This is a genomic window from Corynebacterium canis (genome assembly GCF_030408595.1).
Classification (GTDB): domain Bacteria; phylum Actinomycetota; class Actinomycetes; order Mycobacteriales; family Mycobacteriaceae; genus Corynebacterium; species Corynebacterium canis.
Genome location: NZ_CP047080.1, coordinates 106,066 through 129,319 on the forward strand (window position 1 = coordinate 106,066; position 23,254 = coordinate 129,319).

18 protein-coding genes are annotated in these 23,254 nt (G+C 60.3%); 9 read left to right on the forward strand and 9 right to left on the reverse strand.

From position 1 onward, the window contains the following. The first annotated feature begins 6 nt into the window (after positions 1–6). The 3 genes from CCANI_RS00525 (at position 7) to CCANI_RS00535 (ending at position 4,173) form a co-directional block, all read left to right on the forward strand. Positions 7–2,223: a DNA polymerase III subunit gamma and tau gene (locus CCANI_RS00525; protein WP_146324771.1), complete on the forward strand. Its 2,217-nt coding sequence runs from the start codon at positions 7–9 to the stop codon at positions 2,221–2,223. An 873-nt stretch (positions 2,224–3,096) separates the two neighbouring features. Next, positions 3,097–3,420 carry a YbaB/EbfC family nucleoid-associated protein gene (locus CCANI_RS00530; RefSeq protein ID WP_146324772.1) on the forward strand — a complete coding sequence of 108 codons (324 nt, stop codon included), beginning with the start codon at positions 3,097–3,099 and terminating at the stop codon, positions 3,418–3,420. Between the two features lie 84 nt (positions 3,421–3,504). Next, entirely contained in the window at positions 3,505–4,173 is a 669-nt protein-coding gene (locus CCANI_RS00535) for a recombination mediator RecR (protein WP_146324773.1), read from the forward strand. A 26-nt stretch (positions 4,174–4,199) separates the two neighbouring features. Here the strand turns inward: CCANI_RS00535 and CCANI_RS00540 are convergent, their stop codons facing one another. The 6 genes from CCANI_RS00540 to CCANI_RS00565 form a co-directional block, all read right to left on the reverse strand. After that, positions 4,200–4,505 (reverse strand): hypothetical protein, encoded by a 306-nt coding sequence (locus CCANI_RS00540; RefSeq protein ID WP_146324774.1) that lies wholly within the window; start codon positions 4,503–4,505, stop codon positions 4,200–4,202. A 315-nt stretch (positions 4,506–4,820) separates the two neighbouring features. Further along, positions 4,821–5,570 carry a type 1 glutamine amidotransferase gene (locus CCANI_RS00545; protein WP_146324775.1) on the reverse strand — a complete coding sequence of 250 codons (750 nt, stop codon included), beginning with the start codon at positions 5,568–5,570 and terminating at the stop codon, positions 4,821–4,823. Next, positions 5,567–6,817 (reverse strand): Mur ligase family protein, encoded by a 1,251-nt coding sequence (locus CCANI_RS00550; RefSeq protein WP_146324776.1) that lies wholly within the window; start codon positions 6,815–6,817, stop codon positions 5,567–5,569. Before CCANI_RS00550 ends, CCANI_RS00545 begins: the two co-directional genes overlap by 4 nt. A gap of 47 nt (positions 6,818–6,864) precedes the next feature. Further along, positions 6,865–7,965, reverse strand: a complete 1,101-nt coding sequence (locus tag CCANI_RS00555; RefSeq protein WP_246118248.1) for a DNA polymerase III subunit epsilon — start codon at positions 7,963–7,965, stop codon at positions 6,865–6,867. Between the two features lie 63 nt (positions 7,966–8,028). Next, entirely contained in the window at positions 8,029–9,453 is a 1,425-nt protein-coding gene (locus tag CCANI_RS00560) for a dynamin family protein (protein WP_146324777.1), read from the reverse strand. 6 nt (positions 9,454–9,459) lie between these two features. Further along, positions 9,460–11,472, reverse strand: a complete 2,013-nt coding sequence (locus tag CCANI_RS00565) for a dynamin family protein (RefSeq protein WP_246118249.1) — start codon at positions 11,470–11,472, stop codon at positions 9,460–9,462. Between the two features lie 155 nt (positions 11,473–11,627). On the opposite strand from CCANI_RS00565, the gene CCANI_RS00570 reads away from it, so the two are divergent. Together CCANI_RS00570 and CCANI_RS00575 are read left to right on the forward strand one after the other, a co-directional pair. Then, positions 11,628–12,956 (forward strand): DUF7373 family lipoprotein, encoded by a 1,329-nt coding sequence (locus CCANI_RS00570; protein WP_146324778.1) that lies wholly within the window; start codon positions 11,628–11,630, stop codon positions 12,954–12,956. Between the two features lie 196 nt (positions 12,957–13,152). Continuing rightward, positions 13,153–15,051, forward strand: coding sequence for an Hsp70 family protein (locus tag CCANI_RS00575; protein WP_146324779.1), 1,899 nt, complete (start codon positions 13,153–13,155; stop codon positions 15,049–15,051). Positions 15,052–15,893: 842 nt separating this feature from the next. On the opposite strand, the gene CCANI_RS00580 is transcribed toward CCANI_RS00575, so the two are convergent. Further along, complete coding sequence (locus CCANI_RS00580; RefSeq protein WP_146324780.1) at positions 15,894–16,892, reverse strand: putative endonuclease domain-containing protein; 999 nt, start codon at positions 16,890–16,892, stop codon at positions 15,894–15,896. A 306-nt stretch (positions 16,893–17,198) separates the two neighbouring features. Here CCANI_RS00580 and CCANI_RS00585 point away from each other — a divergent pair, with 306 nt between their 5' ends. The 4 genes from CCANI_RS00585 (at position 17,199) to CCANI_RS00600 (ending at position 20,190) form a co-directional block, all read left to right on the forward strand. Further along, on the forward strand, positions 17,199–17,972 hold the full coding sequence (locus CCANI_RS00585) for a hypothetical protein (RefSeq protein ID WP_146324781.1): 774 nt from the start codon (positions 17,199–17,201) through the stop codon (positions 17,970–17,972). Positions 17,973–18,085: 113 nt separating this feature from the next. Next, complete coding sequence (locus CCANI_RS00590) at positions 18,086–19,051, forward strand: C39 family peptidase (protein ID WP_146324782.1); 966 nt, start codon at positions 18,086–18,088, stop codon at positions 19,049–19,051. 42 nt (positions 19,052–19,093) lie between these two features. Beyond that, positions 19,094–19,513, forward strand: coding sequence for a hypothetical protein (locus CCANI_RS00595; RefSeq protein WP_146324783.1), 420 nt, complete (start codon positions 19,094–19,096; stop codon positions 19,511–19,513). A gap of 122 nt (positions 19,514–19,635) precedes the next feature. After that, positions 19,636–20,190 carry an RNA polymerase sigma factor gene (locus CCANI_RS00600; protein WP_290211509.1) on the forward strand — a complete coding sequence of 185 codons (555 nt, stop codon included), beginning with the start codon at positions 19,636–19,638 and terminating at the stop codon, positions 20,188–20,190. Positions 20,191–20,259: 69 nt separating this feature from the next. Here the strand turns inward: CCANI_RS00600 and leuA are convergent, their stop codons facing one another. Both leuA and CCANI_RS00610 read right to left on the reverse strand, forming a co-directional pair. Next, the gene (leuA, locus tag CCANI_RS00605) at positions 20,260–22,077 is read right to left on the reverse strand and encodes a 2-isopropylmalate synthase (protein WP_146324785.1); all 1,818 of its coding nucleotides are present in this window, start codon (positions 22,075–22,077) and stop codon (positions 20,260–20,262) included. A 220-nt stretch (positions 22,078–22,297) separates the two neighbouring features. Beyond that, entirely contained in the window at positions 22,298–23,155 is an 858-nt protein-coding gene (locus CCANI_RS00610) for a DMT family transporter (RefSeq protein ID WP_146324786.1), read from the reverse strand. Positions 23,156–23,254: the final 99 nt, after the last annotated feature.

Below are 23,254 nucleotides of genomic sequence, written 5' to 3' on the forward strand. Positions count from 1 at the left end.
TACCTCGTGGCTCTATATCGCAAGTACCGTCCCGCAACGTTTGGTGAGGTTGTAGGCCAGGAGCACGTCACCCGCCCGCTTTCGGTGGCGTTGGACGCCGGCCGTATCAACCATGCGTATTTGTTTTCCGGACCGCGCGGCTGCGGCAAAACCTCCTCCGCGCGCATCTTGGCGCGCTCGCTGAATTGCGAACAAGGACCTACCTCCACCCCATGTGGGGTGTGTAATTCCTGCCGTAGCCTGGCCCCCGGCGGACCCGGAAACCTGGACGTGACCGAGCTGGATGCGGCGAGCCACAACGGCGTTGACGATATGCGCGAGCTGCGCGACCGCGCCTTTTTCGCCCCCGCCGATTCCCGCTACCGCGTGTTTATCATCGACGAGGCGCACATGATCACCGCCCAGGGTTCGAATGCGCTTTTGAAGATCGTGGAGGAGCCGCCGGAGCACCTTATCTTTATCTTTGCCACCACGGAGCCGGAGAAGGTCATTGGAACCATCCGCTCCCGCACCCACCATTATCCATTCCGTCTGCTCACGCCTATGGCGATGCGCGGGTTGCTGGAACGTACGTGCGAGGCCGAGGGTGTCTACGTTGAAGATTCCGTGTTTCCGCTGGTTATCCGCGCAGGCGGCGGCTCCCCCCGCGATTCCCTGTCCGTCCTCGATCAATTGCTCGCCGGCGCCGGCCCCGATGGCCTCACCTATGACCTCGCCATTCCGCTGCTCGGCGTCACGGATTATGTGCTTATCGACGCCGCCATTGAAGCGCTTGCTGCCAGGGACGGCGCGCAGCTCTTCCTTGGTATCGACAATGTGATCGAAGCCGGTTACGATCCGCGGCGGTTCGCCATGGACCTGCTCGACCGCCTCCGAGACCTTATGTTGCTGCACGTGGTGCCCGACGCGCTTTCGCTCGGGCTCGTCGAGGCCCCTGCTGGTCGCGCCGAAGTACTCGCCGAACAATCCCGAATGTTTAGCTCCGGCGACCTCAGCCGCTTCGCTGCATTAGTGAACGCCAGCCTGCCCGATATGCGGGGCACCACCAGCCCCCGCTTGCTCGTGGAAATCCTGTGCGCCCGCATGCTCATGGGTGAAGCGCCCGCCTCGGTGATCCCCACCGAACCCGCAGTACAGCAGGCCCCAGCCGTCGCACCACCGGCACGGAAGTTCGAACGCCGCTCGCAGCGCCTGGCCCGCGAGGTAGCCAAGCAAACGGGTTCAGCCGCTCGGCCCCAGGCGGAGGTGGAGCCGCAGGAGGTGGAGCGCCAGCCGGAGCCACGGCAGGAGGTCAAGCCTCAGGCGGAAGTGGAGCGCGCGCCGGAGCCGAAGCTGCAGGAGGCAAAGCAGGAGGTCAAGCCAAAGGCAGAGGCGACGCCGGCGCCCGAGCAGCCCATCGAGCGGATCCGCCGCAAGTGGGCCCACATCCTTGGCTTGGTTGGGAAAACCAACGAGGTTGCCGAGATCATGCTGACCGGGGCGAAGGTCCTAGGGATCCGCGACAACACACTGGTCATTGGGCACACCACGGGAGCGCTCGCGACCCGCATCAACGACCCGAGTAATAACGAGTCGATCGTCTCGGTGCTGCGGGAAGAACTCGGCTACGACCTTGGAGTCCACTGCGTCATCGGGACCGATCCGCGAACCGCCGGGTTTAATGCTGAAAACACCGCCCCGGAATGGAAACCAGAAGCCCCCCAGCCCAAACCCCAAACCGCCCTGGTAGAACCTCCTCAACCACCAGCGCCGGAACCGAAACCTGAGCCGAAGGCAGCCAGCGTGTGGGACGAACCGGCGAAACTCGGTGGTCCCAAGCCTGAACCGGCGGCCCCGAAACCCCCGGTCTCGGCCCAAACACCGCAGCCACCGGCGCCTGCTCCATCGGTTCCGAAGGTGGAGGCGCGGAAGGAAACTGCGGTGGAGTTTGGCGGGGCTCCGAAACGCGAGACGGAGAAACCCCGGAAACGGTGGGAAGAAGCCGTAGCCCGAGGCAACGAAAGCCTCCGCAAGAATCCCAAATTCTCCGACGGCGTACCCTTGCCGCCCGAACCCCCGGACCCCTACGGCGTGCCGCCCGAAGATGTGCCGGCTGCGCAGTACGAGGAAGAGGAAGCCATGGTGCGGGAAGCCTCGACTGGGCAGGGAACGCGAGATCATCGTGACGCGCGGACCGTGGCGATCGAAATGCTGGAAAAGGAACTCGGCGCGCGTCCGCTTTAGGATGTTGGTAGGCGGGTGACGGCGAGCGTGTCGGATCCGCGCCGCCGTAGGAGCCCCGTTAAGGCCCTGAAATCCGCTACCCTTATTGACCCCTTGCCGAATTCTGTTTCGTGATGTTGTTGTCGCCAATTCGTTGTGGGCAACTTATTGCCGTTGCGGGAGTTGAACGGTGTCTACCGATATTTTTTACATCAAAATCCTGAAATCTGTGTAAAACATATCGCGGCAGGGCCCTTTGGGCCGCCTGGGGCGATGAAAATTACACAGAAATCGGGTTTCGTGTGTAAAAAACTTCATCTGAAGTGCGCGACCGATTTGTTGGAGCTCGGTGTCGGCCTTATCTCGCGGTGAGCAGCCCAAGGGGGCGGGTCACCTGCGGGACGGAAGGTGGGTTGCGCGGCCGTTGCCGGTATTGGATTGCACCTTTGGAAATATAGCCAGCTATTGTTTTGTGCCTTATCGTTTCTGGACAGCTGCGGCCGCGGTTTTCGTTGCTCTATAAAAGGCATGGCCGAATTACGTCACAGTGACGAAAAGGCGGACCAATTCGTTGTGGGCAACTTATCGCCGTTGCGGAAGTTGAACGGTGTCTACCGATATTTTTTACATCAAAATCCCGAAATCTGTGTAAAACATATCGCGGCAGGGCCCTCTGGGCCGCCTGGGGCGATGAAAATTACACAGAAATCGAGTTTCGTGTGTAAAAAACTTCATCTGAAGTGCGCGACCGATTTTCCGCGGGGGAGTGATTGCTGTGGTGCGGCTGGTTGGCGGGGAATCCGGCGCTCCCGGCTGCCGGGGGATGCGCTCCCAAGTGCGGCAACTGAGAGTCGGCTACACTTGGGCGAAGAATCCTCAAGAAAGGCATCTTTGATGACACAACCTGATATGTCCCAGCTCATGCGCAAGGCCCAGGAAATGCAGGAACAGCTGAAGAAAGTGCAGCAGGAAATCCTGGAAACCGTGGTGCAAGGAGAAGCTGGAAACGGCTTGGTGAAAATCACCATGACCGGCGGCGGCGAGGTGACGGACACGGCGATCGACCCGCGCGTAGTGGACCCAGATGATGTAGAAACGCTGCAGGACCTGATCACCGGCGCGTTCAACGACGCACACCGCCGCATCGCGGAAGTGTCCGAGCAAAAACTTGGGCCAATTTCCGGTTTCGGTGGCGGTTCGTTGGGCTCAATGTTCTAAACTTCCGCTTGTCGACGCCCCGGCTAGGGTTACTCGCCGGGGCGTTCCCAATGTACGGTGTTGGCGGATAGAAAGTTCTTTCTGGTGTTTGAAGGACCACTGCAGGATCTCATTGATGAGTTGTCGCGGCTGCCCGGGATCGGGCCGAAGAGTGCGCAGCGAATCGCATTTCACCTGTTGCAAGCAGAGCCGGACGATATTTCTCGGCTGAGGAATGCTCTTGACGCCGTGCAAGGGGGCGTGGTGTTTTGCCGCATCTGCCACAATATCTCCAGGGACGAAGTGTGCAGGTACTGTGCCGATTCCTCCCGCGACGCGGGGCTGATCTGTGTGGTCGAGGAGCCAAAAGACATCCAGGTAATCGAACGCACCGGCGAGTATCGGGGGCGGTATCACGTGCTGGGTGGGGCCTTGGATCCGCTTTCCAATATTGGTCCGAAAGATCTTAATGTCGCACCGTTATTGCAGCGTATCGGCGGGGTGTTGCCCGATGTTGATCGGGGCTCTTCCGGTGAAGGATCCGAGGGTGGAGAGCTTGGGGCTAGCGCGCCGCCGGAGGTGCGGGAAGTGATTCTGGCAACCGATCCGAATACTGAAGGGGAGGCGACGGCGAGCTATTTGGCCAGGTTGCTGCGGGATTTCCCGGGGTTGGTGATCTCCCGCCTGGCGAGTGGGATGCCGCTGGGCGGGGATTTGGAATTTGTGGATGAACTCACGCTATCCCGAGCATTGACTGGTCGGCTGCGGTTGTAGACCGCCGGAGATGGCGGCGCGGACTACTAGGCCGGCGGCCCGGAGAAGAAGAAACCAAAAGCGATTGTGATGACAATCGCCGGTGCTAATACCGTCAATAATGCGGCGATAAATAGGTCATACTTCTTTGTTTTATATCCGAGATAACAATTAAATGTGCAAATTGCGGCCAATAGTATTCCGGTTGCAATGACGGTCGGCCACCACCATTGCCTCCCAACTATCCAGAAAAGATAGCCAACGATGAAAGCGAGGATTGTTAAGCCCCAGCCCACGAAACGCGAGGAACGCGGGAGCCTTGAATCATTAGGAAGCTGTGTGCTGGAGGTCATTTCTATTTCCTTGGGTCGGGAAAGTATCAAGGGCTGTAGATACTGTTTAACTTGTTCATGGGTGCTGGGTGGCGAAAGCAATTGTGATAGTTGAAAGAATGTACGCCGTTCATCATCACGTTAAGTTAGCGCTTTAGTTTTGTCAATGCACATTCGCGTGCCACAAACTGCATAATCGCACAGAAGGGTTGCGCGCAACCTATCGGCGCAGGTGGCTGGGCGGCAGAACCCCCGCCGCACCGCTCCCGACTCCTACACCACCCCCCGAGCCGCCCCGGTTGGGCGGAACCAAACCGGGCGGAAACGGGCGGGGAGCTAGGCCAGGCGTTCCTTGCGCAGTTGCTCGACCACCGGGATGTCCAAGGGTTCGAGCTCTTCGATGCCGATGCCCATGGCCTTGGCCAGGAGGAGATCGGCAAGTTCGGGGTTGCGGGCCAGCACGGGGCCGTGCATATAGGTGGCGATCACGCTGCCTTGCACCGCACCTTCGGCACGTTCCTGACCAGCGGCTTCGGGGTTTTCGGCGACGGTGTGGGCGTCCAAATTGCCCACGCCGCGGGTTACTCGGCCTAAGGGGCGAGCGTCGGGGCCAAGGATCGTGGCCCCCATATGGTTGGCAAAACCGGTGAGCGGGGCGGTCAGTCCGGGCAGACCGGAGGGCGTTGTTTGCACTTCGCCGATGGTTCGCTGGGCCAGGCTGCCGGTCGTGGCGTCGATAAGCCCGAGCCCGTCGACCACGCGCCCGCCCGCGCGGAAGGACTCGCCCAATACCTGCAGGCCAGCGCAGATAGCCAACACCGGTGTTCCTTGTTCGGCGGCGGTGCGAAGCCCAGCCCCGGCGGGACTGCGCAAATGGCTAGAGGCAAGGATCTGGGCGGTATCCTCGCCCCCGCCGATGCAGTAGATATCCAGGGAGCCGGGGACGTCGGCACCCAGGCGCGCGGGCACAATCTCGGCGTCGATGCCGCGCATGCGGGCGCGTTGCCGCAGGACGAGCGCGTTGCCATCGTCACCATAGGTGCCCAGTACGTCGGGGAGAACCAGGCCGATCTTCAATGTGCTCATTTTGCCAGCAGGCCTTTCTTCAGGTCACGGAACGCGGTGTAATTGGCCAATACTTCGACCCGCCCCGGCTCGCAGGCGCGGATCGCATCCACCAAACCCGGCACCAATTCGTGGCTGATTCCGGCGTAGGTCAGGCGCACCGCAAGGTCCGTCCCGCGCTCGCCGGAAGCGACAACGTGCAGGTCATCAAAGGATTCGAAGTAGACGTCCCACAGCCAGGACAGGTCTTCGCCGTCCGCAACCTGGCCGTTTACCGCGATGACCAGGGAGTCCGCCGTCCGATCCACCATGGAAAGGGCTTCCTGCCAGCCGGCCGGGTTTTTGGCCAGCAGCATGTGCACGTCGCGGCCCTCGAAGGGGATCGTGGAATAGCGGCCGGCAACGTCCGTTACCGACGCAACCGCCTGCAGCGCGTCCGAAATGGGGATGCCAAAGGCCGCGGCCGCCGCGATGGCCTGCGTCGCATTGCCGCGATTCGCCCGCCCCGGCAAGGAAAGTTCAAGCTTGTGGGAACCTTCGGGGGAAGACAGTGCGTCGTCGGAGACGGACCAGGTGGGGGTGGGCCTGCGGAAGGGGCGGCCGTCGCTAAGCGGGACGGAGGAAAACCAGTCATCCCCCTGGCGCACAATATGCCCGCCGGTGCGGGGGCAGGAGGCGGAATCCCCGGTCCAGCCGGCGCCGGCGGAAACCCACACAACATTGGGCGCGTCGAAGGCCACGGAGGTGACCAGCACGTCGTCGCAATTGGCAATCACCGTCATGTCCGGGTGCTTTTCCACGCAGGAACGCAACGCACGTTCGAGCTTGTTAATCTCGCCCACACGATCGAGCTGGTCCCGCGTCAAGTTAAGCAGCACCAGCACCTTGGGGGCTAAGCGGTCCGCCACGGCGGGCACGTGTAATTCGTCGCACTCCAGCACCACGTGGGTGGCGTCCTTCCCCGCCATCAGGGCGGAGATAATGCCTGCGTCCATATTGTCGCCGCCGTCATTGGTGGCCACGGTATGGTGGCTGCGCAGCGCCGACGCTAACATTCGCGTGGTGGTGGACTTGCCGTTCGTGCCCGTAACCAGCGCTACGGGGCGGCCACCGCCCAGGTGATTCATTATGTTAGGGTCGATCAAACCTGCGACAAGGCCGCCGATCATGCCGCCAGCGCCGCGCCCGGTGAGCCGAGACGCGCGGGTGGCCAGCCGTGCCGCAGCCTGAGCGGCTTTGGTCCGCAAGCGGGAGGGATTCAACTTCATTCCCCACATTGTAATGCCCTTGTGCAGCAGTCAGGAACGCCCAAGAATTACGTTGCGGGCGTACCTTTTTCCACGTCGCTCACGAGCTGCAAAAATTCAGCATCGGAGACCAGGGGAATCCCCTTTCGTTGCGCATGCATCGCCTTCCCCCGCAGGTTTTCGCAGTGATTACACACAACGACGCTGGTGGTGCGCGTGAGCTTTTCCGAATACGCAAGGTTTGCCGCCAGCGCCGCGGCGATTACCGTGTTCGGATCCACCCGGATTTCGGGGGTGACCACCACCTCCATGCCTTCTATCAGGTGTTTCCCAGGAACATACACGCCGGGGTTGGTAAAGCGCCGCGCTATATCGGGGGCGTCGGTACGCACGTTGCTGCGTTGCAGGCCGAAGCGGTCCGCGCGCAATTCCGCCGGTTCCCGCACCGTCAGCTCCCCCTCGCGCAGCGCCAGAAACAGCGCCACCAGCAGCATCGTTTCCTCCCGCACTACGCTCGCCGGGGGTTGCTGTGCCCTGCTTATCGACGCCGCGGCATCGTCCGGACCGCACCCCATCCGGTGCGCAACGGCGCGCAGCCGGGTATCGGGGAGGGCAATGTCGCGGCGTCGGACGCTGGCGAGGGTATCTACGATGCGTTCCGGGCGGGGAACATGGCCGGTATTGCGGCGCGGGCGACGGCCCCGGCGATTGCGATTTCGGGAGCGGCTGCGGCCCCGTTGTTGCTTCAAGGCGCGGCGGGTTTCGGAGACCAGGAACCCCCAGGTGCGGGGGCCGTTGTGTACTACGAGGGTGCGGCCGTCGAGAAACCGGTCCAGGGCGCGTACGAGTTGTTCCATGCGCTTGCCCTCGGCCACGTCTTCGGGGGTTAGGCCGTGCAGGTGCTTCGGGCCGGGATCCGAATCTGTGTTCACTACGGCGTAAAAATCGTCTACGGGCGTGCCGTCCGCGGCGAAGGTCACGGCATCTATGGCCACGATGCGGGAGGTGGAAGGGTGAATCCCCGAGGTTTGCACTGTCACCGCCACGTAAGGCGCCCGGGCGATCGCACGAGCCCGTGCCGCCTCCTTGGCGGCGCGCTTCGCCTCACGTTCCTCGGGCGACAGCTGCGGCTTGCTCGCCTGAGGGGAGGTGTTTTCGGAAGTGCTCATTCCTACAACTCTAATGCGCGCTTTTTAAATTCAAAACGCGCAGGAACGGGGTTCTTGGCGGCGCTAGCCCTGCTGGGAATAGTACTGCGCCACGCGCATCAGTTCGGAATAGGCGCGGCCGAGGGTCACCAGCGCGGCATCCTCCGCGGCGGTTAGCGCGGATAATGACTCATTGTGTGCCCACTGCATCTTCTGCTGCGCCGCGCCCATCACCTCCTGCATGGAAGCCTGCTGCGCCAAGCCCAGCTTTTCCTGGAGGGTATAGCCGATGATCAGCTGTTTGATCTCATCGATAATTAGGGCGCGCGGGTTGGCCTCCTGCACCGCCTTCAGGTCGAGCAGCAGGAATGCGTTGATCAGGCGCGGATCCGTGCGCATGGTGGACACGAGGTTAAGGATCAGGTCCTTGGGCTGCATCTTAAAGGCCAAGCCTTCGATCTCGCTGACAATGCGGCCCGCGCGGTGCGTGGTGGCAAATTCCCCAAAACGGGTGACCAGCAGATTGCGCAATTGTGGCACGCCGGATTTGGCCGTGGCCCATTCATTGAGTTCGCTGGCGCCGCGGCGCGCCACATTGCGCGCCCGGAACAACCCGTATTCGCCGATCAAACGTACGATCCGCTGGCAGGAATCGCGTTGCAGGTCTTCCTCAGCGTCCGAAGAAATCATCTTGATCAGATCGAACTCCGTGGCGTTGGCCAGGTGGGCGAGCCCGCGGGCGTCGTATTCCGTGATGGCGCCGGTGTGCGAGGTTTCGGCGAGCAGGCCCGCCACGGGGATCACGGTCAGGACGGAACCCCGCAGCTGGGCCGCAAGGGTTTGCGAATGTTCGTATGCGTGTTCAAGGGGGTCGCGTTCCCCTAGGGCGCCCTCGCCAAAGGAATCCGCGCGGGACAAGACGCCGAGGGTATTCAAGGAGGTAAAACCGAGGTCCTTGAGGAACTTTACTTCGTCCATGCGGGGGGTGGCGTCGAAGAGGAATACCGCGGCGTCGGCATCCACGGACATCGCCTTCGTCTGCTCAAAGCCATCGATGAGGATACGTCGGGTACGCTCCTCGTTCTCCACGGTAAGCGTGGCCAAGCCGGGGGTATCAATCAGCGAAAAATCGCGGATCGAGGCGGTGGGCATCCAGCGGTGGATATAGCTAATCTTCTCCACCGGTGCCGGCAATTCGGCCACCTGCCCGCGCTGAATATTGATGGGCAAGCGCTGGCCGTCCAGAAGAATCGCCTCGGCGCGGTCCGGGGCGCCGTATTGAAACACCGTGACCACGTTCGTGGCCTCAAGGGCCGCGGTCTCCGCCACCGGCGCGCCGATAAGCGCATTGACCAGCGTAGACTTGCCCGACTTCAGGCGACCCACAACGACAATGCGCGGCGGGGCCTCCAAGGTGGAACGAATGCGCAAAGACTCCTGGTGGAGTTCGGGGCTGAGGCTGCCGAGGTAGTCCAGGGCCTGGTACAGCGCGGTAGACATGGCGTCCATAATTATTTAGTATCGCCTTTCTCCCCAGTGCTTACCAGAGTACGGCTGGTCGGAATGGGCTGGTGTTGGTGTGGGGGCTGGCGCTGCGGCGGGGGTTGGGGTTGGGGTTGGCGCGGACGTCGGTAGGTACGGTGACGCCTGCTGCGCCTGCAATTCCGCCTTTTGCGCCTCGACCGTGGCGTAGGCGACGAGCTCTTTGATCATCGCCTCCGCGGTGCCGATATTTTTCTGCACGATCTGCAGGTTCTTTTGCAGCGTGGCCTTGCGCTTATCCCGCGTGGCCTTATCCGCGCGGGCAACCTTTTCAGCCTCTTGGATTTGCTTTTGGGTGGCCTCCATGGCCTCCTTGAGGTTTTCGCGATACCGCAGCTGGATCGCCGGGCGGGCATTCGCGATGGCGGCTTCCAACACCTTGGCCGTGAGCACCTTCGCGGTGCCCGTGGTCTCTTTCAACCAGTTCAGCAGGTTAGTTTTGCCCGAACGCATCGCGCGGAAACCGACGTTAAAGGCGACCCAGCCCACGCCCACGATGGCGCCGAGGCCTGCGAAGGTGACCACGCTACCGATCAAACCGCCAAGGGCCGAACCGCCCGAAATGCCCATCATGAGCATCATCGGGTCAAGCAAGCCTTGGCGCTTTTCCTGCACGTCGTGCGTTTGCAATTGCTTGCCCACGAACGCCGCGCTGACCTCGTTGCGGATCGCCTCCCAATCCATTTCGGACTTGAAGCGCGGGCGCACAATCTTGTGCTCCAGCTCGAAGGAGAAATAATTCAAGGATTCCGCGATGGCGCCCTGGAATTCGCGTTCCATTTCGGAGGTGAAATACTGCGGATTCTTGCGCAGCACCGCCATGCCTTGTTTATTAATGCGTTCCGTCCAGTTTTTGCGGATATCCTCAAGCCGAAGCTCCAGTTGCTCCATCGTCTCTTGGCGGATAATGGTGAGGTCTCGGCCGAGGTAGTAATCCCAGCTTTCACCTTCCTTTTTCAGGCGATTAAGCTCTTCTAAGCGCTCCGAGAGTTCCGGTACCGCGGCCTCGCCCTCCTCTAAGATGGCGATGCGCTGCGTGAGGTCATCCGCAAGTTCGCGCAAACCCTTGACGGCGATGCGCAAGCCATTGGCCAGCGGTAAAAACTCGGCGATCTTGAACTTGCTGTGGATCAAGCTATACAGGGCGTCCAGGCCGGATAGCTCAAGGACTTGGTTGCGGTGCGGGCCCGGACTCATTTCCGCAGCCATCACGCCCAGCAGGCTGGATACGCCCACGACGGGGATATCGCGCCCGATGTGCTGGCGCAGCAGGTTCTTATTTTCCGCCACGATTTCTTGCCAGCGGATCAGGTTTTTATCCGTCTTGGTCACCGCAACGATGATCGCCTCAACGTTTGAGCCTGTGTCTTTAATAAAGTCCATTTCCGGCTTTGTGATGGTGGTGGAGGCGTCACACACCACGATCAATACGCAAGCCTGGTCGATGGAGACTTTGGCCAGGTGGGAAAGCTTCGGGTCGAGGCCGCCGACGCCGGGAGTATCCACCACCGTGACATCGCCGAGGGGCATGCGCCGCAGCGGAATGGTCGCGCGCGTAGGCAGGGCGTCGTTATCAGCCTCGGAATTGCGCACGGTTTCTGCGTTGATCCAAGCGCCGAGTTCCGAATGTGCAATAATGCGTTGCCCCTCGGGATAGAACAAGCAAGCTTGACCTTCCCGGAGATTGTCAGTTTCCTGAGTCAATGCGATGGGCGTCGCAGTGGTGACGTTTACCCCCACAGGGGAGGCGTTGCGCTTGCCGACGATCGCGTTCACCAGTGAGCTTTTCCCCCGCTTCACCTCACCGACAACAACGATCGAGTGCGATTGCTGTTTGCTCGACGCCTTTGTTAAAGCAAGATTGCTGAGGTCGTCGTACCCATACTGGCGGAGTATTTTATTGGTGATAGCAGTCAAAAGTTGGTTCGCGCGCTTCTCCATGTCGCTGCGATCAGCGTCCGGAACTGTATTGCTCGGTGGGTTCACAACTCTTCACTTTCGGGGAAAACGCGGTTCGTTCATTCACCATAGCGAAAAGTGGACAGAGCTGTAACCTTTCATCGACTAGTTGCATCCAACCCTTGTAGAAGATTAAAGCTAACGTATAGCTCCCAAAGTTTGGATTCCGAAAAGGAGACGCGATGAACAAGCTGAAGTTCAGCATGGTCGCCCTGCTCAGCGCAACAATGCTGACCGCCTGCAGCTTGCCCGAAAGTTTGACTGGGGCATTGCCGGGAATGAGCAAAAGCACCAGTGAAACCCCAACAAGCACGGAACAAAAACCCGCTGAGCCCACATACGATTCAGGCACCTACAAGACTGAGCCTGGGAAACAAATAGAAACGACCGCGGACTTGACGCGCGCAGTCGAACCGTTTGTATTGGGTGAATACGTGCCGCTGCCGTACGAAATCGATGGAATTCTTACGGAAACCAAGGGGGCAATCACGATTTTCGGTGCCAAGAGCATGGCCCTGCACCTCAGCCAAAATCTTGTTCATAAACTCGAGGAATTCAGGCCGATCTATGGTTACCTTAACTCCGCATCTTCGCTGCGGGACAAGCCCATCGATCCCGACTTTGGAATCAACCACTCCGTAATTCGTTTCGAGGACGCCGATTCCGCACTGCGGGCGGCCGAGGGATTGCACGGAGTCATGATCACCGATGGTTCGAAGTTCATGGAAACCGACGAACCGAAACCCTCGACGCCGATCACGGTGCCGGGCATGGAGCGCTCGCTGATCTCCTCGTCGTTCCAAGAGTATGACAACACCACGTCTTACATGTCGTTTACGCCGCACCAAGAGTACGTGATCTATACCTGGGTGTCCGCGCCGGTGGGCGAGGAAGCCTGGAACGACCGCACCGTAAAGAAGGCCCTTGACCTGCAGATTCCATTGCTGGAGCAATTCCCATCGGTGAAAACCGAGGCGGGCTTCGGCAAAACCGACGAATTCCCGCCGGTGGACCCGGGCGGGGTGCTGCGTTACGCCGTGCCGTACCGCGACGAGGATTCGCCTAAGTCGACCCCCGGTTCCTTGGGTCCGCGCGGTATCGCGGGCAGGTTCTATAACTCCAAGTTCATCCACGACACTCTGGTGCAGACCAATTCCGTGCACAACGGTAAAAACGCATCGTATGTGTTCCGCGCGGACACCGATTTCGGCGCTAAGTCGATCTTCAATGCCTTCGTGGACGATTCGCTGAAGGACGGCGCCGTCGAATACGAGGACCCCCAGAAGATTCCGGACACCACCTGCACCATGAACGAGGATTCCGGCGGTCAGCGCTACGATTGCTACGTGATCAACGGCCGCTACGTCGGCTATGTCAGCGGCGATGCGGACCAGAAGACGGAGAACCAGGAGGCGGAAAAGAAGCGGGTGTCCCAGCAGCTCGCCGCCCAATACAAGATTTTCCTCAAGGCGGACCAGAACGCCGTGAAGGAAGAGCAGCCGAAGCAGTAGGGTATTGCAGCGCTCCATTCCACGTGAGGGGGTGGGGCGTTTATCCTGTTTCACGCTTCTTACGTGCAAAAACAAGCATGCTGATTTCGCGGGAGTCCGCGGGGTTAGGTTGTAACAAATCCGTGGTGCGGCGCGTCTAAAGTTGTGAAATGAGCGCCACGCTATAGAAGAATAATGATGGGAAAGGCTTAATACGATGTCGCGGAATCACTGGACTATCGGGATTGACTTCGGAACCTCCAACACGGCGGCCGCACACACCAACCCGATCAAGGGGACGGTGGAGGCCGTAAATCTGAGTCACGACCGAACCACAATGTCCTCTTCCGTGTATGTGGAGTCTCCCGATCAGATCGACGTCGGCGATGTTGCCATCAATAAGGCGGAAACCAACCCGGCGGGTTTCGTGCCTGCGCCGAAGCGCGTGATTCCGCAGCAGATGTTCCAGGTCAATGGTTATGACGTCCCCTCGTCCATGCCGGTCGCCGCCGTGTTGTCTTCGGTGGTGCAGCGCGTGGCGCGCGAGCACGGGAATGAGCAACCCTCGGAGCTGGTGCTTACTCACCCTGAGGCGTGGTCCTCAAACGAGATTAAAGTGCTTCTCGACGCCGCGGCACAGCTCGGGTTGTCTGCCGCAACGATTACCACGATTTCTGAGCCCCAAGCCGCGGCGCATTACTATTCGCAGGCGAAAAGCCTGGAGCCCGGCCAACGCATTGCAGTGTTTGACTTCGGCGGCGGCACCCTGGATATCGCGGTGTTGCAGGCCAACGAGGACGAAACCTTCGACGTGATCGCGGCCCGCGGCGACAATACCCTGGGCGGGAAGAATTTTGATGCCCTGATGCGCACCTGGGTTGACCAGCAATTGGAGGACCGTAACCCAGAGTTATTGGACTATTTCCGCACCAAGGCCCCGTTGCAGGAGCGGCACGCCCTTGAGGATTCCATTCGCCGCGCGAAGGAGCTGCTCTCCGAGGCCTCGTACGCGACCGTCGTGGCCAGCGGGCGCGGCGGCACCGAACGCTTTCAGATCACCCGCGGCGAGTTCGAGGAATTGATCGCGCCCGCGTTGGATAAGGCGGAGGAACTTACGGAGGTCACGCTGGCGGACGCCGGAATTCACAGCCCGGACGATCTGGTGGCGCTGTACCTTACCGGCGGCTCGTCGCGAATCCCCATCGTGCAGGAACGGTTGAAAAAGTTCGGTCGCCTAGCCACCCTCGACGATCCAAAGACCGTGGTCGCCCAGGGTGCGATCTCCGCGCTCCGGCCGATCGTGCGCGGCATGACGCCGCAAAAGATGGGCGCCCCAGAACCCGCGCCCGCACCCGGGGTCGGTGGCACCCCGGCGTATTTGCCGCCACAGGCAAATCCGTACGGTGGCCAGCAGCCCGCCCCGCCGGTGGCTCCCCCGACGCCGACGCCGCCACCCCACACCGATTTGGCGGCGAAGCGCAAGGGGCCTTCCGGGCGCACCATTGGGATCATGGTGGCGGCAGTGGTCGCCGTGGTGGCAATCGCCGGTATTAGCGGTTACCGCTACCTATTGGCCAGCAGCGATGAGACCACCCAGACCACCCAGGCGGAGCCGCAAACCGCAGGTGCCGATGCCACCAGCGAATCCACCAGCACCACCGCCGCCGACGGTAAGCTAGATAGCCAGGATGCGGTCTTGGCCAAGGTGCCTGCAAACATCAAGGATGGCACCGAGAATTGCCGGGTGGACGGCACCACCAGCAGCGGAAACCTGCGGGTGCGGTGCGAGGTAAAGCCGCTTGCGGAGGAATCCAAGTACTTTGGCCGCACCAGCGAGTACGACAAACCGGGCTTGAGCTTTGCCATCGACCCCAACGAGGCGCGCTACGAGCAACACAAAATCACCGAAGGCTTATACGATGACCGCGGCCAGGAAAACAACACCCTAGGGAACGCCGACAATACCGCCAACGCGCATATTACCGGCCCGACCACGGTAGATAACGAGTTCAATGGGCGCTACACAAATACCGAAACCGGGCTGATGATCACAAGCTACGATTTCAAGGACATGGCGTCCGCGGAGGAGTACTTCAGATCCAAGGCATTGCTCTAAGCACGCGCCCGCTTTTCGACGCCCAGCGGTGGTTGACGTAAGTCGCCCCGCTGGGCTTTGCCGTTGCAGATCTGCCTGAGGCAGATGTAACACGGCCGTTTCGCGTTCCTGCGGAAACACCACCGCGCGACGACCGGTATGTCGAATCTGCCTGACTGGGGTTTGAGGGCCGATTCCGGCCTCTACCTCGTCACATCACCTGGCGTGGTGGTGCGGATCTGCCTGCCTTTCCACCCGCGACAGATCTGCCTGAGGCAGATTCGTTGTGGCCGCATTTCCCCAGGACAACTCGGCCCAAAAATCAGGCAGATCCGGCACAGCCAGGCAGATGTGACAGGGCCGGACAGCCGCCAGGCAGATTGTACGTGGCTGTTGGAGTGCGAGTTCCGGTGGTTCACAATCGATGTCGTTCCAACGTGGGGGCAGCGGCCGTGACCTATCGCCGGCAACAATGCGTTGCCCCCAGCGGCCTTTTGTTGGCGTGGTGCTGTGGATCTGCCTGGTTTTCCACTCGCGACAGATCTGCCTGAGGCAAATGTCGCACGTGCGCGTTTCCCCAGGACAACTCGGCCGAAAAATCAGGCAGATCCGGCGGAGACAGGCAGATGTGACGAGGCCGGGGAAAGGGGGCGCTTCAGCTACGGGGAGCTACGGGGTGTTGCGGGCAGACGGAAGTGGCGGGGCAGGCGCGGGGCAAGAATGAGCCGAGGGTGCACTGGGTTTCGGGCTCACCGAAAAGTGTTGGGCTTCACCGTGTCGGGGTGTGGTGGGCGCGCAGCAATAGGGCAGGTCGGTGACTAGGCCTAGGTGTTGGGCGAGTATTCGGCCGTGAGAAATCAGCGCTAGGATTCGGCTGTTAAGTTTCGGCCTTTATGTTTTGGTGGTTTGGTGTTGGTTTCGGCGCGGTGGATGGCGCGGCGCAGGGTGGTGATCAGTTCGCGGGGTTTTTGCAGCAGCCCGTGGGTGATACGCAGTGGTTCCCAGCCGAGTTCGCGTAGCCGGATCAACACTTTGGCATCGTAGTCACGCTGGGAACGTTGTAGGTGGTGGGCACCGTCGTAAAACAAACCAACGCGGATATCGGGCCAGCCGGAATCAAGCACAGTCAGCAGGGGTGTGCCGTCGTCGACTAGCGCACCGGAGTCATAGATCGGGATTTGTACCTCCAGGTGTTGGCGAAGCTGCTCGGCAATCAACCGCAACACGGTTTCCGGGGGCGACTGGGCACCAGAGCGGGACAGCTTCAACAGTTTTTTCAGCTGGCGGGCGCTGAAGATATTGCGGGCGATGTCACGCACCAGCTGAAAGTTTAGGGTGGTGCATGCGCGCAGCGCGTCGATGAGCTGGATGGCGCGGACCTCCCAGTTAGCAAGGTTGGGTACTTGATACACCCACCAGGAGTGGCGGTCGCGCTGCAGATCAATCAGGCAATCCACCAGGGCGTATTCGGGGGCGACGACCTGCATGCCGGGCAGTTCCTGATCGGGTGTCCACACCCTAGTGCCCGGCCGCAACCTACGGCGGGTGGCGTCGAACACGCTGTGGCTGCGTTGGAAATTACTGGCCACATGCAAGGTGATGTGGGCATCATCCACCCAATAGGTCAGGCCGGCATAGGCTGCGGCGGCCCAGCCGCCGATAATGACATTCGGGGTTTGGGTGAAATGCGCCCGAGCCCGCAGCATGATCGGGGCGGCAAACCCGAGGCGTTGCGGGTGATACCGCGAACCCCACTCCACCTCACGGCTCGCACGACAATACCCACGCGGCATGGCAAGCCGGCGAGTGATGTTGACGAAAGAGGTGTCAAGCAGTTTGGTGCGACGCTGAAACAAACCCATAGCACCAGTGATAACCCCAAAACAGCACAAAACCCAGGGTTTTCCCAAACACACCCCACCAACCTGTGGATAACTTGAAACTATCCACAGGCACGTCGCGTCCCAGCGGCAAGAGGGTGGCGCACGGCGAAGCGAACGGGTATAATATCGCCGCCATCACGCGGGTGGTGCCGAAGGTGTGCGAAAACGTGTTCTGAAATGGGGTGTAAATCTTTTTTGGCGGCGGTGTAACTTTTCCGGCGGTGCGGGTGTCTAAGTAGTGTCAAGCAAACAGGGAAACCTGCAATACGCGAGTAAAGGAAAATCATGACCAACCCAATGGACAGCGCCGCCAACAAATTCACCTCCGGAAACCCCGAAGACCTGGCAGCAGAGCAGGGCGCGGTGGGGGCGTCGGGAAACCCGCAACACGAGGTCGAATTGGATGACCCGAGCGGTAGCGTGCGAAACAGCGTGTCCAGCCGCGACGTCAATGCCGATGGCAGCATCGACGTGGTCCATTCAGTGGTCGATGGCGAACAAAACGTAAGCTACCTCAGCGCCGAGGGGGAGGTCATACTCACCGATGTGGACGCCGACCGCGATGGAATCTTTGAAACTGCACGGATCACCACCGCCGACAATGTTGTAGTGGAAGGCACGGACCTGGACAACGACAGTGATGTGGACCTGATCAGCTACGCGGACGGCCGCACCGGCACCGTGTTCCAGGAGGATTCGATCGTGGACGGTACCGTCGCTTCCTCCCGCATGGACTTCGACGGCGATGGCGCTACCGACATCGAACTGGTGGATCAAAACCTGGATGGGCACATGGAGCTAGCCGCCGTGGACTTCGACGGCGATGGGGACGCCGATGTGATCTACCGTGACATCAATAACGACGGCACCTTCGACTACGCCTCCTACGACTCCGATGGTGACGGCGTGATGGACACCAATATTGACGCAAACGACTATGGTGCCAGCGGTTTGGGTGATGCTGCCGCCTATGCGGAGCTTGGCCACTACGAGAGCCAGGAGGCCGACACTCAGTTCGAAATTGGTGCGGATCCGATGGATGACGACCCCGTGATCTAACAACACAGTCAACGCTCTTTGGCGCAGGGTGGATAGCAGCAAATGCGTCTTGTGGCCAAAGAGCGTTCTTCGCATTTTCGCCCAATACGCACCAGCAAAGGAACACAGAAATAATGACTGACATGGACGAATACGGTGGCTTCGGGGAGACCGGGCACCTAGAGTCCCTCTTTGATTTCGGCGAGGTTGATACCGAGGGCTTCCAGCCCGAGGATCTTATGAGCGACGATCCGTTCCAGGCCGAGCTCCCGAACGACATTGTGCCGGAGCCGACGGATGCAACAGAGTTCGATGCGCCGGCGCATGATGAGCCGGTGGATGAAGGCTCGGTGGACGATGAGCAGGCGGATGACGAGCCGGAGTTGGAGCTGGATGATCCCAGCGCCGAGTTCGCGGACCCCAGCATGATGGCACCCGAGGATCCGATTGTGGAGGAGCCTGCGGCACCGGCCGAGGACCCCGCGCTGCAAGATGATGGCGTGTACGGTAGCTCCCACGAGTGGAATACCGACTGGTTCTTCCAGCAGACGGATGGGTATTGTGGCCCGACCTCCGCCGCGATCATTGTGAACGAGTACCACGACGCCGGAATTACTGACCCCGAATATATGGTCAATCAGGCATACGAGTTGGGCCTGACTCAGGACATTTCTCAAGGCATGTATATGTCCGATGTGCAGACCCTGCTGGAATCCTCCGGCGTACCCTGCGAAAACGTAAACAGTTCCATGGCTGATCTCGCGCAGCGGCTCGAGGACGGTTATGGTGTGATAGCCTTTGTGGACTCGGGTGAGGTGTGGGGCGATGCCGCCGATGCGGGTGTCGAAGACAATCTGCCGGATCATTTCCTGGTAGTCACTGAGATAGACACCAATACCGGTATGGTCACGCTGGCGGATCCGGGCAGCCCCACCGGGAACGGGACCCAGATGACCATTGAACAATTCGAAAACGCGTGGGCCGATAGTAATTATGAAATGATTGCGACGACAACGCCGGATCCGGAATTGGGTGCCGCGGTCAGCGATAACCAGCAACTCGCCATTGCCAATGTCACAGGCAGCGATGTTATCCGGTAGTGCTGCGGTACAGTCCTTATACACGACGTTAAGTGGAGGATAATGATGTCAAGCGAAGATAAGGCTCCCCTCGAGCCTGATCTGTCGGTGCCGGAAGGCACCCTTGATGGCAGCGTCTGGGCACAACTCCTTGCAAACGCCTTTGAAATGGCGGAGATCGAACTCGATGATTCGATCGTCCCAGATTTTGACGAATTCGCTGATATCCAACTCGACGATGTAGATGTAGACGATGTGCTCGTCCTGGTCGATGATCTGATTGACAATGAGGATCAAGGCGAGGACGGCTTGGGCACACCCGACCTCGACGACGATTCGGACGTGCTGGCAACCTACGACGATGACTTGCTGGTGGGTGAGCTGGAGGATGATGCCGAATCATTCGGCGGATTTGATGATATCGCCCTTGATTTCGACGACTCGGCGACGGATATTTCCTCACCGTTCGATGATTTTGAGTAACATAGTGCCGGATATATAAACTCTGACTCTCAACGCGATATCTTACGACCTAAGTTCAGGTAGGTTGGTGCGAAAGTCAGTGTTGGTGTGTGTGGATGAGCGATAGGCAGCCACGCAGGTGAATGAGCAACGAATGGAGGTTTGTTGAGGCTATGAACGATGCGGAGCTGTTGAGCAGGGCGCGCGAAGGCGATCAGCGTGCCTTTGCTGAACTGGTAACGCGATACCAACACATAGCTTGGAGCGTCTGCGTGCGCATCACACAACACCACCAAGACGCCGAGGACGCCCTGCAGATCGCACTGGCATCTGCCTGGCAAAACCTGGGGCGCTTTCGGGGCGAAGCAAAATTTGGCACCTGGTTTTATCGCATCGCCAGCAACTCGGCGATGGCGCTGGTGCGCAAACGCAAACCCGCCCAATCCATTGACGACGATGACGACGGCTACGTTATCGAGCTGGCGGATGAATCCTCCGCCTTTGAGGAGCGCCTGGCAGACCAGGATCGGCTGACCACGGCGCTGCAAAAACTCTCCGATGAATCCCGCGAAGCCTTGGTATTGGCCGAGGTGGCGGGTCTTTCGTACGCCGAAATAGCCGTCCACCAGAGCGCGTCACTTTCCGCAACCAAAGTGCGCATCCACCGGGCGAAGAAGAAACTAGCGGAATTGTTGTAGCGCCAACAAAACTATGAAACCCCACTGCGTGATGGCAGTGGGGTTCGGTGCGCGCTAGGACTGACGGGATTAGGTCAGGGCGCGGTTGACGGCCGAGGTGACGGCCTTCAACGAAGCGTATGTGATGGAACCGGCGATGCCGATGCCCCAATGGTTCTTGCCATTGATGCTGGCCAGCACGTAGGCGGCGGCTTCAGCGTCATCGCCGGCGGTGCGGGCATGCTGCGTGTACTCCTGGACCTCAACATCGATGCCCAAGGACTCCAGCGCATTTGCGTATGCGGCGATGGGACCATTGCCACGGCCGTTAATGGTTACTTCCTCACCATTGACGTCGAGGTGTGCGGCGATGCGGGCTTCGTCGTGCTCGGTCTGCGCGGCGTCGACACGCATGGAAATCTGCTCCACGGGCGTAATGCGGTCCAGGTACTCGGTGGCGAAAATATCCCACATGTGCTTGGAGCTCACCTCGCCGCCCTCGGAATCGGTGACGGCTTGCACAACGGAGGAAAACTCGACCTGCAGCGGGCGCGGCAAATGAATACCATGATCGGTCTTCATGATGTACGCCACGCCGCCCTTGCCGGACTGGCTGTTGACGCGAATCACGGCCTCGTAATCGCGGCCGACGTCCTTCGGGTCGATCGGCAGGTAGGGGACCTCCCATTGCTCGCCACGCAATTCCTCCCAAGCGACATCCGTGTGCGTGCCCCCCGGGGTCACGCGGGCCGCCATGGCATCCAAACCCTTGTTCACCGCGTCCTGGTGCGAACCGGAGAAGGCGGTAAACACCAAGTCGCCGCCGTAGGGGTGGCGCTCCGGCACGCGCAGCTGGTTGCAATACTCCACCGTGCTGCGGATCTTGCGGATATCGGAGAAATCGATCTGCGGGTCAACGCCTTGGGTGAGCAGGTTCAAACCCAAGGTGACCAGGCAAACATTGCCCGTGCGTTCGCCGTTGCCGAACAAGCAACCCTCGATGCGGTCCGCGCCGGCCATATAGCCCAGCTCGGCGGCCGCGACGCCCGTGCCGCGGTCATTGTGGGGGTGCAGGGACAGGATAATGCTGTCGCGGCGGTTCAAGTTGCGGTGCATCCATTCGATGGAGTCCGCATATACGTTCGGGGTGATCATTTCCACGGTGGAGGGCAGGTTGATAATGATCGGGTTGTCCGGGGTGGGGTCCATGACCTCAACCACCGCGTCACACACCTGCTTGGCAAACTCCAGCTCCGTGCCCGTGTAGGACTCGGGGGAGTATTCCCAACGCCAATTCGTGTCCGGGTAATCCTTGGCGATGGACTTGATCAGCTCGGCGGCGTCCGTGGCCAGCTTTTGGATCGCCGGCTTGTCCTTCCGGAACACGACGTTCCGCTGCAGGATGGACGTGGAATTATAGAAGTGCACGATCACATTCTTGGCGCCCTCGCACGCCTCGAAGGTGCGGCGAATCAGGTGCTCGCGGGCCTGCACCAAGACCTGGATAGTGACATCGTCCGGAATGCGGTTCTGCTCGATGATCTCCCGCACAAAGTTGAAATCCGTCTGGGAAGCGGAGGGGAAACCGACCTCGATCTCCTTGTAGCCCATGCGCACCAGCAGGTCGAACATGCGGCGCTTGCGCTCTGGGCTCATGGGGTCGATCAACGCTTGGTTGCCGTCGCGCAAATCCACCGCGCACCACTGCGGGGCGCGATCGATGACCTTGTTCGGCCACGTGCGGTCCGGCAGTTCGATCTTTTCTACTTCGGTGAAGAACGGTTGGTAGCGGTGGAACGCCATATTGGATCCACGCTGCTTGTTCCAAGGGGCTTGGCCTTCTGCTCGGGGCCCATCGGGAGTGGTGATATCGGTGGGCGCGGAGATAAAGGATTCATTCAGAGCCATTTGGGGAGTCCTAACGATAAAAGAGGAGCTGCGTACGGTCGGCATCAGTGAACTCCGCGACGGGATGCCGGCCGTTTTACATCAGGCTCGCCCCGCCGCGGCACAGAAGGAGAAGGTAATGTGCACGCTGCATGTGTCGTAGCATACACCAGGCGACCGCTATGTGAGATATCGCGTCCCAAACTGTGGTGAAGTACACCCCCGGCACGGTGCAGGGCGACTACGCCGAGGGCGAATGGCGGGATAACGCGATCGCCGCCGTGACCATGGCTATGAGCGATGCCACAATATAAATCCAGGAGTATCCGGAAACCTGAAATTTTTCCCCCAACACGAGGTAGCCCAAGACAAAGGCCACGATCGGCCCCGAAATGGTCATCGCGGGCAGCGAATTCTCCAGCGCGTCCGCATGGAACGAAGATTGTTGCATGGCGGTGGCCAATGTCGCGCCAATAATCACCGCCGATGGCTCCCAATTGGTAACCAGCCCGATTGCCCCCTGCTCGCCCACGATATTCACAGCGGCCTTGGAAAATACGGCGACATAGCCGAACAAACCACTGGTCACAATGCCTAAGAGCACGGCCCGCCACTGCTTGGGGCAGGAGAAAGCGAGGCGATACAGGATCCCCAGCACCACCGCGCCGACCGCGATCGCCGGGATCCACAAGGAAAGCGGCGGCTGCGTCATGCCCGGGGCGGGTTTGCCCACCACCACCAGCGTGGCCACCGCCAGCGACAGGATCCCGCACCACATCATTTCCGTGGCGGTGGTGCGGCGGCCGTCGTAATAGGCCGAAAGCGGAAGCGTAAACATCAGCGAAAGCACCAGCACCGGCTGCACCACCAATAAGGTGCCGTAACTCAACGCCGCAACCTGGAAACCATAGCCGACAAAAGCGGTGACCGTGCCCGCCCACCACAGCGGGCGCTTTACCACGGAAAAGATCGGGATGCCGGTCAGCGGGCTCGAGTTTTCCGGGGCCTGACCAGCGATGCGATGCCTAACCACCGTGCCCCAAGCGAGTGTCATCGCGGAGGCGAGGGCGAACAGCACAGCAAGAAGATCGCTTTGCATTCCCATAAGAATAGTTCACTATCGGAATTTTGGGCGGGTCCGCATGGCCGAAACGCGCGACGTGGTAGCGGCGTGGGGGAGGGACGGTCGGGGCGTCGA